Annotated in this window: 11 protein-coding genes, 1 tRNA gene and 1 riboswitch; of the genes, 8 read left to right on the top strand and 4 right to left on the bottom strand. The window is 60.3% G+C overall.

Annotation, left to right across the window (positions count from 1 at the left end; all coding sequences use genetic code 11):
- Positions 1–124: 124 nt before the first annotated feature.
- The 4 genes from BISU_RS00285 to BISU_RS00270 all read right to left on the bottom strand — a co-directional run bounded on the left by BISU_RS00285 (position 125) and on the right by BISU_RS00270 (position 5,005).
- Entirely contained in the window at positions 125–928 is an 804-nt protein-coding gene (locus BISU_RS00285) for a hypothetical protein (RefSeq protein ID WP_024464084.1), read from the bottom strand.
- A gap of 814 nt (positions 929–1,742) precedes the next feature.
- Entirely contained in the window at positions 1,743–3,317 is a 1,575-nt protein-coding gene (locus BISU_RS00280) for a dicarboxylate/amino acid:cation symporter (protein WP_024464085.1), read from the bottom strand.
- A gap of 475 nt (positions 3,318–3,792) precedes the next feature.
- On the bottom strand, positions 3,793–4,644 hold the full coding sequence (gene dinD / locus BISU_RS00275; protein WP_024464086.1) for a DNA damage-inducible protein D: 852 nt from the start codon (positions 4,642–4,644) through the stop codon (positions 3,793–3,795).
- 288 nt (positions 4,645–4,932) lie between these two features.
- Positions 4,933–5,005, bottom strand: a tRNA-Lys gene (locus tag BISU_RS00270).
- A gap of 204 nt (positions 5,006–5,209) precedes the next feature.
- Between BISU_RS00270 and BISU_RS00265 the strand changes: the two genes are divergently transcribed.
- The 8 genes from BISU_RS00265 (at position 5,210) to thiD (ending at position 13,817) form a co-directional block, all read left to right on the top strand.
- Positions 5,210–6,226 carry an NAD(P)-dependent oxidoreductase gene (locus BISU_RS00265; RefSeq protein WP_081672774.1) on the top strand — a complete coding sequence of 339 codons (1,017 nt, stop codon included), beginning with the start codon at positions 5,210–5,212 and terminating at the stop codon, positions 6,224–6,226.
- 696 nt (positions 6,227–6,922) lie between these two features.
- Positions 6,923–7,867 carry a metal ABC transporter solute-binding protein, Zn/Mn family gene (locus BISU_RS00260; protein ID WP_202805529.1) on the top strand — a complete coding sequence of 315 codons (945 nt, stop codon included), beginning with the start codon at positions 6,923–6,925 and terminating at the stop codon, positions 7,865–7,867.
- Between the two features lie 6 nt (positions 7,868–7,873).
- The gene (locus BISU_RS00255; protein WP_024464089.1) at positions 7,874–8,749 is read left to right on the top strand and encodes a metal ABC transporter ATP-binding protein; all 876 of its coding nucleotides are present in this window, start codon (positions 7,874–7,876) and stop codon (positions 8,747–8,749) included.
- Positions 8,750–8,831: 82 nt separating this feature from the next.
- Positions 8,832–9,767 carry a metal ABC transporter permease gene (locus BISU_RS00250; protein ID WP_202805528.1) on the top strand — a complete coding sequence of 312 codons (936 nt, stop codon included), beginning with the start codon at positions 8,832–8,834 and terminating at the stop codon, positions 9,765–9,767.
- Positions 9,760–10,551 (top strand): metal ABC transporter permease, encoded by a 792-nt coding sequence (locus tag BISU_RS00245; protein WP_024464091.1) that lies wholly within the window; start codon positions 9,760–9,762, stop codon positions 10,549–10,551. The genes BISU_RS00250 and BISU_RS00245 overlap by 8 nt, the downstream gene beginning before the upstream one ends.
- A 554-nt stretch (positions 10,552–11,105) precedes the next feature.
- Positions 11,106–11,197, top strand: a riboswitch (TPP riboswitch).
- Entirely contained in the window at positions 11,186–11,989 is an 804-nt protein-coding gene (thiM, locus tag BISU_RS00240; RefSeq protein ID WP_024464092.1) for a hydroxyethylthiazole kinase, read from the top strand. (Overlaps the previous riboswitch by 12 nt.)
- Positions 11,986–12,678 (top strand): thiamine phosphate synthase, encoded by a 693-nt coding sequence (gene thiE, locus BISU_RS00235; protein ID WP_024464093.1) that lies wholly within the window; start codon positions 11,986–11,988, stop codon positions 12,676–12,678. The genes thiM and thiE overlap by 4 nt, the downstream gene beginning before the upstream one ends.
- 161 nt (positions 12,679–12,839) lie before the next feature.
- Positions 12,840–13,817 carry a bifunctional hydroxymethylpyrimidine kinase/phosphomethylpyrimidine kinase gene (gene thiD, locus BISU_RS00230; protein WP_169472541.1) on the top strand — a complete coding sequence of 326 codons (978 nt, stop codon included), beginning with the start codon at positions 12,840–12,842 and terminating at the stop codon, positions 13,815–13,817.
- The last annotated feature ends 342 nt before the right edge of the window (positions 13,818–14,159 follow it).

Below are 14,159 nucleotides of genomic sequence, written 5' to 3'. Positions count from 1 at the left end.
GCCAATCGACCAGCATACAAACATCCCGCGACCGAATATCGCAAGGAACATACTGGGTGTCGCAGGGAGCGCAGGATGCCGAAGGGATTCGGCGCAGCAAGCATTCTTGTAAGGGATACTTTGCCTAGAACATGTACAGCAAGGCTCCAAGCACGACGGCCAAAGCGATCAGCTCAATCACGAAGAACAATATGAACGAGGCCCAGCTGCGCGTAAGCACGTTAAGCGGCGAATCCTTCCTGACCAGCACCAGCAGCCCGACCCAGAGCACTGCGAAAACGGCTACGCCAAAGCCCGCTGCAATGATGCCGAGGTTCGCGGCGTTCGCGAGTCCTGCCGACTCTCCATACACGACGTAGGTCGAATACCAGAAGTTGAACCTGAGTAGGCACAAGCCCGCAATGAACTGCTCGGCGGCAAGGCTGACCGCGAACACGGTGCGCCATAGCCATTTGTGCACGTCGACGATCATGAGCCCAAGCCCGGTGACGGCGAGCAAAGTGACGGTCCACGAGACGAAGGCCACGCCCTGCGCATTGAGCAGATTCAGGTGCGAGACCAGCCATGCGGTCCGATTCGCCGCGAGCGTGCGGCCCAGCCAATACGGCGCGATCAACGCAACCAGAATGACAGCGATGTACAGGCCCAACTGCAGCGGCCTTGATCGGCTGCGCTCGATATCGGCAAGGGAGAGATCGGATTCGGGTATCGACGCCACCGGATGCTTGGATACGTCAACCGTGGCAATGGCGCCGTCGATGATCTCGATGGCGGTGTTGGCGGTGGATGCCTGAGGGGCCTGCGGAACCTGGGAAGGACGGGTGTTTGCAGCGCCGGCGGCATTCGCATCGCCAACAGCATCCGCGCCGCCCGTTTCCGCCATAGCGATTCGTTCGGATTCCACACCGCCAGCGATCCGGTCCGCCATGCCGCCCCCTCGTTTTCGTTCTGCACCAATTGTATTGCAACGATACGCCCGACGCATCCCTTCGCCGCCATGCTCGTTAGGAACCATCGCCTCATCTTACCTGTGTTTACCCAAGCTTAGGCCGGGACCTTGGGCGAATTTATGGCGTGCCAGAGGTTTCACGACACGATGCCTGCCATCCCCGAATTCGCCAACCGGTGTATGGCACCTCCACGAATCGTTGAATCCTATGTCTTTGCCAGAAGAAACAACTGAAATCCAAAACATTAAGCATATGCATTTATCTGTGCGCTTATCCGCACAGGCAGTATGGGCGGATGCTAGGCACTTGAGCAGCGCATAGCAGCTTCTCTCGATTTATTAGGCAGATTCGAGAGAATCATGCGGTCTCATACATGCAAACGCCCACACACAAATCCTCAAGAATGGCGGTATTCCGCCACAATGCTGCACGCCTGACTTGGTGCCTACTTTGACATGTGCCTAATAGACGAAAAAAGTGCTTAATCAACGAAAAATCTGGCTTTGCCAAGGGTGCATATCCTCTGCGAACGTCTATTAAGCACTTTTTTCGTCTATTAGGCACATAGGTAAAGTATGTGCGCGTCACGCTCTTCGCGGAATCCTTGGAATTTCGCCAATCTTTACATGCGTGAACAAGCCACGCAAGGCCTTGCCGCAGCAGTCGCACGCGAAATCTGCCTAATAGATGGCATACGCATGCATATCAATCATGTCGAACATACAATAGCCGTCCGAAACATGCCGCTGCTTCGGACGGCCGCATGAATAGTCGCGTGATGCCGCGCGGTTTCTACCGCTCCGAGGGCCCGCGATCGGACACGCCGCAGGCTTCTCCGCCGGTGCCTTCAAGAGCAGCGCTGGACGACAGCGACAGCAGATTGCTCGAAGATGGGACGGGCGCCGCGACAGCGGACGCAGCCGCATTTGCGGACGACTCGTCGGCTGCGCTTGTACTAGCGACGGGGACAGTGGCAGCAGAGGCGGAAACAGCCTGAGCATTGGTTTCGACAGCCGATGCGACAGGCCGACTGCCGAGATCGTCTTCGTCATCCCAGGGCTTGCGCTGGTAGTACAGGTCCTTGTCGAGTTCATGTTCGGAGGCGGCGACGATGAAGGCCGTGTTCGCTGCTCCCGCGACGTTGACCGCGGTGCGGCCCATGTCCACGATCTGCGAAATCGGCTGGGTGACGGCGATGAAGGACACGGGAAGACCTGCCGAGGCGAATAATGCGGTCGCGGTCACCGTTGCGGTGCCCGGCACGCCGACCGTGCCGATGGACACCAGCAGCGCCAGGACGATCAGCAGCAGGTACTGCCCGAAGGAGTAGTTCAGACCTTGCGCGTTCACCGCAAACACGGCGAGCAGCACCGGCCACACGCCGGCGCATCCCGGCATGCCGAGATTGGCGCCCAAGCTGGCGACGAATGAGGCGACATCGTCAGGAACGCCGCCGCGCTTGAGCTGACGAACTGTGACCGGAATGGTGCTGATGCTGCTTTCCGAAGTGAAGGCGACGACGCCGGCGGGTCCGAAGGCCTTGAAGAAATGAATCGGGTTGAAATGCGCCGCAGCGCTCAGAATCACCGGCTGGACGATGAACAGCTGCAACACCAAGGCGATGTAGGCGACAACCAGCACCGACACCAGCGGCACAAGCGCCGAAACCACGCTGTTGCTCACCGCAGCGGCGATCAGCGACAGCGTCGCATACGGCGTGAATCCCACGATGATCTGCGTAGCCTTCGACAGCACGACGTTGCCGGCGTCGGCAAAGACCTTGAATGGCTGCACCGCTTGCGCGCCGCGTTTCGTGCGGGACGCCTCATTGAACGCGATGGCCAGAATCAGCGCGAAGACGACAATGGGGACCACTTGGTTCTGCGACCAGTTGAGCACGAAATTCGAGGGGAACAGGCCGATCAGCGTGTCAAGAACGCCGGGCACCTCGTGCGCATGCCCGCCGGAAGACTGCGAGCCGCTAAAGCCTGAGCCGACCTTGAACGCTATCGCCAAGCCCAAGGTGATCGCGGCCGCAGTCAGGGTGTTGAGCAGTAGGAAGAACACGGTCTTCAGACCGATGCTGCGCAGCCTGACCGACTCCCCCAAGCCGGTGATGCTCGAAATCACGCTGAACACGAGCAGCGGCACCACAATCGCACTGATCGCATGCGCCCACACCTCGCCGAACGCCGCGACATACTCCACATGACCCTTGAACGCCACGCCGACCGCAATGCCGAGCACCGTCGCCACGATCACTCTGATGCTGAAATTCACGCGCCTCTTGCGGCTCAGCCATGCCAAGCCTGCGAACAGCACGACGGTGACCGCCAAGGCCAACCAGTTCCATGCCAAATCCGACATGATCACTCCCCTTTTGGCAATTTTGCCAAATCTGCGATTGTTCCGCACGTTCTGCAAAACTGCACCCACTCTAAAACGGGTCGCTGCCCAACGCCACCGTTGGGTTATCGTCGTTAGTTATAGGGGGTTATGCGGGTTATGTCAGTCTTCTTCGCACACGTTGCATGCCGCATCTGTTGTTTGTAAACCAGCGTTAGGAGGCAGAAGAACATTCGAGATGCGTGTCGACCCTTTTATTCTCCTTCTTGCTCTTACGAATATGCAAGGAATGCTTACGAGTTGACTTGCCGCAATATATATGAAGATTCACCTCAGTTATATCGCTATTCTTTATGAATCTGTCGGAATTCCCGACAGATTACCATCAATATTGAGCACCACGGCGGCGCTCAAGCTCTGAAATTTTCAGCATGCTCAATTTCCTGCACCGGGCCTCAAACGCAGACAAGGCCAAACTCCGTCTCATCTCAGACTCCTAGTCGACGCCTCGCCCATCGTCGAATCCACGGCCCTCGATTTGCCGTTCGTCATCCTTGGCACGGCGCTTGACGCGCTTAATATCCTCAGCTGCGGGCAGGTCTTCAGGGGCCACTCCGCGCTCCACCAATGCTTTACGAAGGCTCTTGTTGTTGTCTGAATGCTCACGGTCGATGGAGTACGTGCCATGCAGATCCCTGTCTTCGATGCCATGATTGGTCATCTGCGTAGCCAACTGTTTTGCCGTGACAGCGATCGGATGAAGCCGATCGGCCAATGGCTCTCGCTGTGAGACCCCGAGGTGCATCTTCATTTCTCTGGTATCCATGCCGAACAGGGCGCGATCCCCGTGCAGATGAATCTGCCTGAATCCCTTGTCATCTACGCCTCGCTGATATCCGAGAGCATGGAGCTGCTTCTCCTCGTCTGCTAACGCCTGCCTTGTCGCTATGCGGCTCAGCTCGCCCATGCGTTTACCAATGAGTTCCGCGTTCCGTGTCTGCACAGCGAAATAGCTCTGCAAGAGGGCGACTTCCTCTTTGTGCGGGTCGCCGTTCTGAGCAATCAGGTAACACGCATATCTGGTGAGCTTCACGTCGTCTATTGAGCGTACTGCGCCACTGCCTAACGCCACTTCGCGCGCAGTGTCTTGGAAATGAGACTCGATGCGGATTCCAGAGTTCCTGCAGGCATCCTTTGCCTTTCCTATGACCTTGGAAAAATTTCGCCATTCCGTATAGCCCATGAACCTCATGACATCGCGTGCATACCAGAATTCCACGCCAGTCTCATCGTTGTTGGATCTGGCATCGAGTTCGCCGATATGTCTCTCAATCATCGTTCTGTCCATTGCTTTCATCCTTCCAGACCTTTTTGTTGGGTTCAACAAAAAGGTCTAAATCCTAGTGCTCCCAGCCGTTTCCAACATCTCTTTGTCTCAAAGAAATACCAGCACTTCAACACAGCAAATCTTCGTAGTTTCTCGCTCAGCATCGATATAGCCACGTTGCCAATTCAAAAATCCGTAATATGTTGCATCCAATATCAAATATTAGCAGCGCCGCATTGTCGCAACTGTAATGAGAACTCAGGCCATATATGTCACGACCCGACTGTCCTCGACATCGCAACTCAGAAGTGCCCCCTGTGGGATTCGAACCCACAACCCACGACTTAAAAGGACGCTGCTCTAACCGTTGAGCTAAAGGGGCAACTCTTTAACGATACACGCGGCTGACGGACAAAACAAATACGGCGTTGCGTCTTATTCGGCGGTTTATTCGATGGCGTATCCGGCAGCTCCGGTCAGCATGGGATACGGCTCGACAATGCAAGACGCAAGAATATAAGAATGGAATATGGCAAAGCGTACACTGTGGTTGAAAAGCTGCTTTCGGACGCGATGGGGATGAATTATGGCGATTGACCTAAACAATGCAGATACTGCCGCGTCAGGCACTGCTGGATCAGACACCGCTACCCCACACGCAGTCATCTCGATTCTGGAACCGCTAGGAGTGCCGGACGCCGCGCTGCAGGCCGAGCTGGGCACGCTGCCGGAGCACGTCACGGTGCGCTCCTACGACACGCGGCCACGCGATGACGACGAGCTTATCGAGCGCGTCAAGGACGCTGAGGCTCTGGTCGTGACGAACCTTCCGCTGCGCCGCGCCGTGCTGGAACGTTGCCCGAAGCTGCGCACCATCGCAGTGGCCTTCGTCGGCTTCGACCATATCGACCTCGACTACTGCCGCGAGCATGGCATCACCGTGAGCAACTGCCCGGGGTATTCGAACGAGGCCGTGGCCGAACTCGTCATGCTGCTCACGCTCGCACTCCTGCGTGACGTGAAGGCCAATGATGTAGCCGCGCGTTCGGCACAGACCAGCGCGGGGCTGCGCCGGAACGAAATCGCGGGCAAGACCTTCGGCATCATCGGCACCGGCAATATCGGCCGCCGCGTGGCGGAACTGGCTCAGGCGTTCGGGGCGCGGATTGTGGCATGGAACCGCACGCCACGCGACATCACGGGCGTCGAATTCCTGCCGCTGGACGATGTGATGCGTCAGGCGGACATCATTACCGTGCATGTGAGTTCCACGCCGCAGACGGCGCAGCTGGTCAGCAGGCAGCTCATCGGCCTGATGAAGCCGAACGCGGTGCTGATCAACACGGCTCGCGGGCCGGTCGTCGACAACGCGGCGCTCGCCGAGGCGCTGAACGCCGGGCAAATCGCAGGAGCCGGCATCGATGTGTTCGACGAGGAGCCGCCGCTGCCAGCGGACGAACCGCTGCTGCACGCCCCGCACACGATCCTCACGCCGCATATCGGCTACGCCACCGACGAAGCACTCGGTAAGCGCCTGCACGAGCTGTTCGCCAACATCCGCGCCTACCTGCACGACGGCACGCCGACGAACCTCGTGGTATAGACAACATAGACGGCATAAGCGGCATAGACAATGCAGGCGGTTCAGGCAACATAGCCGGTCCAGCACGACGTAGTCATACCCCGCCATTCACGCTCTGAGCCATACTCCGGGCCCGCCGGAACGACGCGCCCGGAATGCTGCGCACAAGTCACCGGATAGCTGTGACGAATGGCACAATCCCGCCACCGAAAATTCGTAATAGGCGACTTGCGTATGGAAACCCGGGCATGTCGCGCAATCAGCGTTGCGGCACCTTGGTACCGCCGTGGTTCGCGGAGCCGCAACGCCCAGCCAACGCACTCGCGCCATTATTCTGCAATGCCACGGTGCATGCCCATCGCGCAACTCCATGATTGCGTAGTGCCATCGTGCAACGCCATGCCGAATACGTTTGCGCCGACCACCACCAGACTTCATCAGCGAACATCGAAAGGCAGATACGCATGTGTGCGCTCACATGCTTGTGCTATACGACCGCTTCCCCGCCTGTTCACCGCGCAACCGCAGCAATGCCGCGGATGCTGAGCACCGCAGCAACCACCGCGGAGACCATACGCAACGCGCCCCCAATTCCCCTGCGTCGCCCCGCTGTACCCCAACCCTATTAAAATGATAACCGTTTTCATTACATAATGCCGTGCGCCCGAATGACCACCTAGAAATCCAGGCGACGGCCGTGAAAGGGATGAATCAGTCATGCAGTTGAAACATGTGGCAAGGGCTGCGGTCGGCGCAGTGCTGGTGGCGGCGCTTGGACTCGCCGGAGGATGCGGCGCTTCGAACTCGAATTCTGGAGCAACCGGCTCATCGAACGGAAAGATCGCCGTGCTGGCCGCCGAGAACGAATACGGCGATGTCGCGCAGCAGATCGGTGGCTCGCACGTCTCGGTGACCTCGATCATCAGCGATCCGAACGCCGATCCGCATGACTTCGAAGCCAAGCCTTCGGACGCCAAGCAGATCGCCAACGCCAAGATCGTCATCGCGAACGGCGTCGGCTACGACGACTGGCTCGACAAGATGCTCAAGAGCCACTCCAGCTCCGATCGCACCGTCATCAGCGCGCAGCAGGTGCTCGGCCTGCCCGACGACACCAAGAACCCGCACCTGTGGTACAAGCCCGAGACGATGCCCGCCGTCGCGGCCACGCTCGCAGCCAACCTCACGCGCCTCGATCCTTCGAACGCCAAGGACTACGCAGACAATCTCCAGACCTTCGACACCTCCGTGCAGAAGTATTGGAAGGCGCTCGACACCTTCAAGGACAAGTATCCGGACGTCTCCGTCGCGGCGACCGAGCCGGTGGCGAACTATCTGCTCGACAATGCCAAGGTGACCATCAAGACCCCGTGGAGCCTGCAGGCCGACATCATGAACGGCCAAGACCCCTCGGCGCAGGATTCCGCCACTCAGATGCAACTGTTCAACGGCAAGGAGGTCACCGCTTTCGTCTACAACGAGCAGGTCGTCTCCGACCTGACCAAGAAGTACTTGGCCGCCGCCAAGACCAACGGCATCCCGATCGTCGCCGCCTATGAGACCATGCCGACCAAGATGCACTACGTCGACTGGATGCTGGCGGAGCTCAACGCGCTCACCAAAGCCGCCGCCGACAAGACGTCGACCGACAGCATCGAATAGTCACCCATGAAGCCAACTGACGATACCAATCGCCCGTTGCTGAACATCTCCGGCCTCCGAGTATCGCTCGGAGGCCGGAGCATTCTCAACGGCATTGACTTGAACGTGGCCCGAGGCGAGTTCGTGGGACTGATCGGCTCAAACGGCGCCGGCAAAACCACGCTGCTCAAAACCATTCTCGGCGATATCACGCCGCTTGAAGGCAGCGTCGACGTGCTTGGCCACAAGGGCACGCGTACCGGTGAAATCGGCTACGTGCCGCAGAAAATAGCGCTGGACCCGGATCTGCCGCTGCTGGCCAAAGACTTCGTCGCGCTGGGACTTGATGGGCACAGACTTGGCGTCTCGCTGCGCGGCCGCCATTTCTGGGAGCGGGTCGAGCACGCGCTGGAGGGGGTCGGAGCGCTGGAATACGCCGACCGGCCTGTGGGCAGGCTCTCCGGCGGCCAGCAGCAGCGCATCATGATCGCAGCCGCCATCGTCGCCGACCCCGCCCTGCTGCTGCTCGATGAGCCCTTGGCGAACCTCGATCCGGCCAACAGCGCGGATATCGTCGTATTGCTCGACCATATCCGCAACGCAAACGGCATTGGCATCATTCTTTCCGCGCACGATATCAATCCGCTGCTCGGGGTGCTGGATCGCGTGGTGTATCTCGCGCAGGGCCGCTCAGCGTTCGGGCGCACCGATGAGGTGATTCGCACCGACGCGCTCAGCGATTTGTATCAGCACCCGATCACCGTGCTGCGCACGCAGGGCCGCATTGTGGTGCTGGCCGATGAGGGCGGCGAGCCAGGTCACCACGCTGCGGAATACAGCGGCGCTGAAAATTCCGAAAGCGCCGAAACGCAGGAAGGCGGTTCGCCAGATGGCCGTCTCTAACGTATCGCCTATCATGCTTGCACAATCTTTACCCACACGGACCTCATCGCCCGCATCGTCCGCCTCATCAGCATCGTCCACGTTGTCGGCAAGCGGCTTCAGTGCGCTTTGGGCGGTTCCGGAGGTGCGCACGGCCCTGATCGTCGGCTCCGTCGTGGTGATCGCGACCGCGCTGGTCGGCGTGCTGACCGTGCTGCGCGGGCAATCCTTCGCCGGGCACTCGCTGACCGACCTCGCCTCGGTGGGCGGCTCCGCCGCTTTCCTGCTGGGAGTCAATCAACTGTGGGGTTTCGTGGTGGCCAGCATCATCGCGGCGCTGGGCATGCATGCCATAGGCATCGAACGCCTGCGCGGACGCGACATATCCACTGGCATCATGCTCGCCACTGGCATGGGCCTCACCTCGCTGTTCCTGAGCCTGTCCACCATGCGTCCTTCAGGTGCAAGCGCCTCGGTCAACGTGCTGTTCGGATCGCTCTTCGCCATCAGCCCGGGCGTCGTGCCGGTGGTCATCATATTGTCGGCTCTGTGCCTGCTGATGCTGGTGATCATCTGGCGTCCGGCATTGTTCTCCACCGTCGCGCCGCAGCTGGCTCACGCGCGCGGCGTCGCAACCGGCGCGACCAATGCCGCATTCATGGTCGTGCTGGCGCTCAGCGTCGCGCTGAGTTCCATATCCGTCGGCGCCGTGCTGTCCACGGCTTTGCTGATCGGCCCGGCATCCTGCGGGCTGCTGCTGGCCAAGCGCGTGAAGAACTCGATGATTATCGCCTGCGCATCGGGCCTGTTCTGCGTGTGGGGCGGCATTGTGATCTCATATGAAAGCTATTCGTGGATGCACGGGCATTCATGGTCGGTGAGCTTCTGCATCGTGGCGCTGGTCACGGTCTGCTATCTGCTCTCGCGGCTGGCGAGCTGGTTGCGCGACCAACGCAGTCGCCGCAGCCTCGGCCGCGATCGCAAGCACGATCATACGGCCGGCGGCCGCAGCCAGAAGGCGGCGGTCGCCAATGTTTGACGCATATCTTGCCAATACCTGGATCGCCGGAACCGTCGTAGCGCTGAGCGCCGGCATCATCGGCATATTCGTCGTGCTGCGCGGCGACTCGTTTCTTGCGCATGCGATACCGCATGGCTCGTTCGCCGGGGCTGCCGCAGCCATATACCTTGGCGTCAGTTCAGTCGTCGGCATGGGCTTGGCCGCCCTCGCCGCAGCAGTTGGCATCTCCTTGCTCGGCAGGAAGAGGCAACGTCGTGACACCGTCATCGCGCCGACGCTCGTCTTTCTGCTCGCCGGCGGCGCGTTCCTGCTCAGTCTCGGCGGCAACTATACGAATCAGGTCTATGCGTTGCTCTTCGGCCAAGTGCTCGCGGTCGCGGACTCTGATCTGGTGCTTATGACCGCGCTCGCCATTTTTGGCATCATCGTCGTGGCGATTATCGCCCGGCCGCTGTTGCTCAGCTCGGTTATGCCGGAGCTTGCCGAGGCGCGTGGCATCCACAACGGCGTCATCGAATTCGTGTTCACCTTGGTCATCGCCGCCGTCACCACGGCCAGCGTGCCGGTCGTCGGCGCCATGCTGCTATTCAGTCTGCTCGTGGCGCCGCCCGCCGCCGCCTGCCTGCTATGCTCGCGGCCAGTGCGTGCAGGCATCCTGTCCTGCGTGTTCTCGCTGCTGTGCATGTGGCTGTCGATTGCGCTGTCTGTCGTCACCGATATGCCGGTCGGGTTCTTCGTCGCGCTGACCTGCGCCTGCATCTACGCGATCGCCAAGATCACATCCATCGTGCGGGCGCGGTAGACGGTAGCGGCGGTAGATAGTAGCGATATTCCGCTTCTCCCCGCCCCCGCGCAGCACATCCGAGTTCTGCGGCCCTTGCGTTTCAAGCAAGGGCCGCAGAACCATATCTATCGGCTTGCACGCACGAACCCAAGCGAACCGCACAATTACTTATGTGTTTTCATGCTGCAGCATGTTTAATTTTCCAGTTTATGCAGGTATCTGCGTTATGTGAGGCGTTAAGTTGACCTCGCCCAGATCTATCTGCGTTGTGTGAGGCGTTAATACCTTGGCACCCCGAGTACCGCTGGCCGAAAACGGCGGTTCTAAGCCACCCGATACCCGACTCCCCGAGAAATAGCGCCTCACATAACGCAGATAGACCTCCGCGGGCTTGGAATAACGCCACACATAAGTGAGATACCCGATTGTTCACGAGGCATTACAGGATTTCGAGCACCCGAGCACCGCGAAAATGCACGCCTCCACTTGACTCCGCACATAGCACACCATGAAAAGCCGCATCGTGCACTGCAGCGGCCTTGGGAACGGGCCGTGCGCGTGCTAGTATGGCTCCCGAAGTGCCGGGGTGCCCGCAAGGGCTGAGAACACACCCGCAACACCTGATCTAGACAGTGCTAGCGAAGGGAGCCATATGACTCAGGTCATCCGCATACTCGAAAACGTCCGCGCGACGACGCCGCTCGTCCATTGCATGACGAACAGCGTTGTGCCCGAAATCACCGCCAACGTATTGCTGGCGATAGGCGCCGCGCCCGCCATGATCGATCTGCCGGAGGATGCGCGGGTTTTCGCCGGTCTCGCGTCCGCCCTGCTCATCAACGTCGGCAACGGCTTGGGCGAGCAGCATCAGGGCATGCGGCTCGCGGTCGATGCCGCTGAGTCCGCGCATACGCCGTGGATTTTGGATCCGGTGGCCGTGGGCGGCCTGCCGGTACGCACCGCACTGGCGCGGGAAGTGCTGCAGCACCATCCCGCCGCCGTACGCGCCAACGCCTCGGAGATTCTGGGACTGACCGGCGAAAGCGCGGGCGGCCGTGGCGTCGACGCCACGGATGAGGTCGAGGCCGCTCTTGGCGCAGCCCGCTCGTTGACACAATCCAGCGGCGCTGTCGTGGCGATTTCCGGCCCGACCGATGTCGTGATCTCGCCCGACCGCACCACGCGCATCACCGGCGGAAGCCCGCTGATGCCGCTTGTCGTAGGCACTGGCTGCTCGCTCGGCGCAGTGGTCGCCGCCTGCATAGCCGCAGCCCGATCGGCGCAGCTGACCGACCATGACGGCGTCGTGGCAGCGCACGCGCTGTTCGCAGCGGCAGGCACGCTGGCCGATCGTCAGGCGAGCGCCCCGGCCAGCTTCCGCACCGCATGGATTGATGCGCTGTACACCGTGAAGCCCGACGAAGTCGTCCGGCTCGCGGCAATCGAGGAATCATGACGACGGCGAAGCCCGGCCTCGCTGACAGCGTGGACTGGCGATTGTATTTCGTGACCGATACGCCGCTTGCGGGCGGCCCTGAGCGGGTGCCGTGGTTCGTGGAGCAGGCGGTAATTGGGGGCGCGGGCGTTGTGCAAATTCGCGACAAAACGCTGCCGCACGATGATTTTCTTGCGCTTACGAAAGCCTGCGTCACGGCCAATCAGCGGGCATATGAGCGCTGCGGCAGGCAGGCGGCGCTGGTGGTCAACGACCGGCTTGAGGTGGCCGAAGAGCTTGGGCTCAATGTGCATATGGGCCAGTCCGACGGCGACATTCGCGAGGCGCGTCGCAGGCTTGGCGACGGGCTGCTCATCGGCCTGTCGATCTCCAACCAGACAGAACTCGACGCCGAGTTTGCCGCCCAGAGCGCCGATGTGCTGGGGCTGTCTCCTATCTGGGACACGCCCACCAAAACCGACACCGAAGCGGCCTTGGGCCTTGACGGAGCCGCAACGCTTGTGCAGCAGACCAATAGACGAGCGAAAACGGTTGCCATTGGCGGCATCAGCCACGGCAATGTTCGCTCGGTTATCGGCACCGGAGTCGATGGCATCTGCGTCGTTTCGGCAATCGCCGCGCGTCCCGATCCGCAGCAGGCCGCTGCCGAGCTGCTGAAAGCATGGGACGATTCCAGCGCTTCCGTCTGACCGAATCGCATACATATTCATATTCAACGGTCGGTATCACGAAGTCTGCACGCTTCGGATTCGGCCCATTGCAGCACAACCAACCAGCCGGTCATTGTTCAGCCGATCGCCCCCAAATCGGGGAACAATGGCATCCCTTATTAATGAAGAAAGAAGCAATCATGCAACACACAGTCATGCAACACACGGTCCAGCAGCCACCCGTCACCTTCAGCATCGCAGGCTCCGACCCCAGCGGCGGCGCAGGCACGCAGGCGGACCTCAAAACATTCAGCGCGCTTGGCGTCTACGGCGCGGCGGCACTGGCGGGCCTCACCGTGCAGAACACGCAGGGCGTGCGCCAGGCGATAGCTGTCAATCCGCAGCTCGTGCGTGACCAGATCGATGCAGTATTGGACGATCTGCCAATCGCTGCGACCAAACTGGGCATGCTGTCCAATGCTGCTGTGGCCAACGCTGTCGCGGACGTGATTGAAGAGCGTCGCGAGGAGTTCGGACTTGTGGTGCTCGACCCGGTCATGGTGGCGACCTCCGGCGACCGGCTGCTCGAAGAGGATGCGGTGGCTGTCATCCGCACGCGGCTTATGCGCCTTGCCGACATCGTTACGCCCAACCTGCCCGAAACGGCTGTGCTGCTGGGCGACGATGTGCCCACGGCGCACAATGCCGATGACTTGGAGCAGCAGGCCCGCGCACTGGTGTCGGCCGGAGCTCGTTCGGCACTGGTCAAAGGCGGGCATCTGAATGACGACGTGCTTACCGATGTGCTGGCAAGTGCGGAGGGCGTCGCGCGATTCGCCAGTCCGAGAATTCGTACGCGCAACACGCACGGCACCGGCTGCACGCTCAGCTCGGCCATCGCAGCCAGCGCCGCTCTGCATGGCGACACCAGGGCTACCGGCGTTTCGCCAGCAGCCGTCGCCAATGCGCGCGATTACCTGCATCGGGCCATCGAAGCCGGTGCCGATTGGCGGCTGAGCCGGCATCCGGAAACCGGCCACGGCCCGGTCGATCATCTGTTTGATCTACACAGCGTTAACCTACACGGTGCTAACCAGCAGCAGCGAGCATTCAACGCGAAAATGCGACAGCAATCGTCAGCATCCTCGGCCGAATCGGCCAGCTACCGCTACTGGTAGGGCCGGCGAAAGCAGACCATAACCAAGTCACAAGAATGCTCGATATCCGTTCACCCCTGTGGAATAAGCGGATATCGAGCTTCTGGCGGGGAGCTTCCCTCGCGCAATGTCGTTACTCCTCGCGGCATTGTCGTATTACCGATCGCCGATGGACTGCCGCACACCGGCGATCCTAGGCAACCCTGCCAAAAGACGTCTTGCCCATGAGAAGAATCGCAATGCGCCCTACCCGCACTCATCGTGCAGACTCGTGACCTGAAGCCATAATCATTGAGGAAGCACAGTATTGAGGAAGCACAGTATTGAGGAAGCACAGTATTGGGAAGACACGATTACCGAGAA

Origin of the sequence: Bifidobacterium subtile, assembly GCF_000741775.1 — a bacterium.
Taxonomy (GTDB): Bacteria; Actinomycetota; Actinomycetes; order Actinomycetales; family Bifidobacteriaceae; genus Bifidobacterium; species Bifidobacterium subtile.
This window is presented reverse-complemented; position numbering and strand designations above follow the sequence as displayed.

Coding starts and splice junctions, on each gene's coding strand:
- BISU_RS00285 (WP_024464084.1), bottom strand. CDS start 928: ATGGCGGACCGGATCGCTGGCGGTGTGGAATCCGAACGAATCGCTATG.
- BISU_RS00280 (WP_024464085.1), bottom strand. CDS start 3,317: ATGTCGGATTTGGCATGGAACTGGTTGGCCTTGGCGGTCACCGTCGTG.
- dinD (WP_024464086.1), bottom strand. CDS start 4,644: ATGGACAGAACGATGATTGAGAGACATATCGGCGAACTCGATGCCAGA.
- BISU_RS00265 (WP_081672774.1), top strand. CDS start 5,210: ATGGCGATTGACCTAAACAATGCAGATACTGCCGCGTCAGGCACTGCT.
- BISU_RS00260 (WP_202805529.1), top strand. CDS start 6,923: ATGCAGTTGAAACATGTGGCAAGGGCTGCGGTCGGCGCAGTGCTGGTG.
- BISU_RS00255 (WP_024464089.1), top strand. CDS start 7,874: ATGAAGCCAACTGACGATACCAATCGCCCGTTGCTGAACATCTCCGGC.
- BISU_RS00245 (WP_024464091.1), top strand. CDS start 9,760: ATGTTTGACGCATATCTTGCCAATACCTGGATCGCCGGAACCGTCGTA.
- thiM (WP_024464092.1), top strand. CDS start 11,186: ATGACTCAGGTCATCCGCATACTCGAAAACGTCCGCGCGACGACGCCG.
- thiE (WP_024464093.1), top strand. CDS start 11,986: ATGACGACGGCGAAGCCCGGCCTCGCTGACAGCGTGGACTGGCGATTG.
- thiD (WP_169472541.1), top strand. CDS start 12,840: ATGCAACACACAGTCATGCAACACACGGTCCAGCAGCCACCCGTCACC.